General features: G+C 73.7%; 1 protein-coding gene. It reads left to right on the forward strand.

The genetic code is table 11. The annotated features are described in order from the left end of the window. Window positions 1–18: 18 nt before the first annotated feature. Window positions 19–2,841, forward strand: a 2,823-nt coding sequence (locus tag AB0M52_RS32905) for a condensation domain-containing protein (RefSeq protein ID WP_363961734.1), incomplete at its 3' end; no start/stop codon positions are given.

The following is a 2,841-nucleotide window of genomic DNA, read 5'->3' on the forward strand; positions in this document are numbered from 1 at the left end:
CAGGCGCGCCTGTTGGATGTGCAGTGGGTGGGGTTGGCGGAGATCCAGCAGGTGGTGGGGCTGGGAGCGTTGTTCGACACCGCCATGGTCTTCGACAACTACCCGCTCGACACCGAGTCTCTGTTTGCCATGGTGGACTCGTTCCGGGTGGTAGGCGCCGACGCCATCGACGTGACGCACTACCCGCTCGCCCTGGTGGTGCTGCCCGGCGGCGAGCTGCGGTTCCGCCTCGACTACCGGCCCGACGTCTTCGACGACGCCACCGCCGCCGGCATCGCCGACCGCTTCCAGCGCATCCTCACCGCGATCGGCGACGACCCCGACCAGTACGTGGGCAATGTCGACGCCCTCCGGGACGGTGAGGCCCGGCGCGTGCTCGCCGCGCTGCCTCCGATCGATGGCGCCGCTCCGGTCGTGACCGTGCCAGAGCTGTTCTGGGCGCAGGTGGAGCGCACGCCGCACGCGCCCGCGCTGTTCGGCGCCGAGGGCGTGCTCGACTACGCGGCGCTCGGCGCCCGGGTCGACGTGCTGACTCGCGTCCTGGTGACCCATGGCGCGGGGGCGGAGCGGGCAGTGGCGATCGCCCTGCCCGCCGGGCCGGAGTACGCGGTCGCCGTGCTGTCGGTGCTCGCGGCCGGTGCCGCGGTCATGCCCCATCAGTCCGATCTCGCCGTGCTGAGGGTCGTGCCCGCCGGCTCGGACACGGTAGCGCTTGCCGAGGCAGGTGAACCCGGCCCGGCGGTGCTGGTCGAGGTGGTGGCGCTCGCTGGGCCCGGTGATCCCGAGCAGGTGGCCACCAAGCCTCGGCCGCAGCAGGCCGCCTGCGTCTGGCCCGGCGAACCGGCCGTCGTGATCGATCATCGCGCCCTGGCACATGCGGTGTCGGGCCAGCCGACGCCGGCGGGCGTTGCCATCTTCGATGGAGCGTCCTCGGCCGGCGCGCTGATCGGCACCCTGCTGGCGCCACTGACCAGCGGCGGTGCGGTGGCTTTCCACGTACCGGAGGACCGCCTGGCCCACCGCCGGGTGAGCCCTGGCCAGCTCGCGGCGATGGCCGACGCGGACCTGCCGACCGGCCGGCTGGTCGTGGCCGGCGAACCCGTGGTCGGCGCCGCTCTCGACCGGTGGCTCGGCGACCTGCCGTGGGCAGCGGTCGAGGTCGCCTACGGCAGCCCGGAGACCACAGGCGACTGCGCCATCTGGCCGACCGACGTGACCGGTTCGGCCGAGACGGCTGTGCTGGGCGTACCGGTCGGCACCGCCCGCCACCACCTGCTCGATCACGCCCTGCGCCCGGTGCCCGACGGTGTCGCCGGCCAGCTCTACATCGGTGGCGACGCTCTGGCCCGCGGCTACCGCGACCAGCCCGGCAGCACGGCGACCCGGTTCGTCGCCGACCCGTTCGGCGCACCCGGCCTCCGGCTGTACCGCACCGGGGACCTGGCACGGCGCCGCTCCGACGGTCGGCTCGAACTGATCCGTGGCAGCCTGGAGGCACCCGTCGCGCCCGACCACCGCCGGGTGGTGGCAGCCCTACTCGCCCGGCCCGACGTGGCCGACGCCGTGGTGACCGGCACCGACCCGGCCGTCGCGCACGTGGCCCACGCCGGCACCGCCCCGGACCCCGCCGCAGTACGCCGAGACCTGCTCGCCGCGCTGCCTGAGGCGATCGTCCCGCGCGCCGTACTGGTGCACGATGCGCTGCCGCTCACCCCGTCCGGCTACTACGACTGGGCTGGGCTGGCGGCTGCCGCCGAGGCGGCGACCATCGTGAAATCCGAGATCGCGACCCGGCACCACCCCCGCACCGAGATTCTGCGTGGCGTGTTCGCCGAGGTGCTCGGCGGTAAGCCGGTCGGCGTCGATGACAGTTTCTTCGAGTTGGGCGGGCATTCGCTGTCCGCCGTCCGGCTGGCTGGCCGGATCCGGCAGGTGCTTGGCGTGCAGGTTCCCATCCGGCGGCTGTTCGACGCACCCACCCCGGCCGCGCTCGCCGCCGTCCTGGAACCGGGCGCCGACCGCCAGGCCCCGCTGGCGCCGGTGCCACGCCCACCGGCCGTGGCGGCCTCGTCCGCGCAGCGGCGGTTGTGGGTACTGCATCAGATGGCGGAGACGGGACCGGCCTACAACGTGCCGGCCGCGCTGCGCCTGGCCGGCGACCTGGACGCGCCGGCCCTGCGCGCTGCGCTGGCCGACGTGGTGGCCCGGCACGAGAGCCTGCGCACGGTCTTCCGGCAAGGTGAGGACGGCCCGGAGCAGGTGGTGCTGGACCGGGCTCAGCCGGAACTGTTCGAACTCGCCGTTGACGAGGCGGCCCTGCCCGAGCGGCTGCGGGCGGCGGCGCGCTACGGCTTCGATCTGGCGACCGAGATTCCGATCCGGGCCTGGCTGTTCGGGGTAGGCCCGGCCGAGCACGTGCTGTTGCTGCTGGTGCACCACATCGCTGGCGACGGTTGGTCGATGCCGATCCTGATCCGCGACCTCGCCTCGGCTTACCGGGCCCGGCACGACGGCCGGCAGCCCGCGTGGGCGCCGCTGCCGGTGCAGTATGCCGACTTCACGCTGTGGCAGCAGCGGGCACTGGGCTCGGAGGACGACCCGGACAGTGTGGTCTCCCGCCAGTTGGCGTACTGGACCGAGGCGCTCGCCGGCCTGCCCGAGGAACTGTCGCTGCCGACCGACCGCCCTCGGCCGGCAGTCGCCTCTTACCGCGGTGACACCGTCGACGTGTACATCCCGGACGATTTGCACGAGGGTCTCGTGGAACTGGCCGGTCGGGCGCACGTGACGGTGTTCATGGTGGTGCAGGCGGCGCTCGCGGCGCTGCTGACCCGGCTGGGT

It is taken from the genome of Micromonospora sp. NPDC051296 (assembly GCF_040682255.1).
Taxonomy (GTDB): Bacteria; Actinomycetota; Actinomycetes; order Mycobacteriales; family Micromonosporaceae; genus Micromonospora; species Micromonospora craterilacus.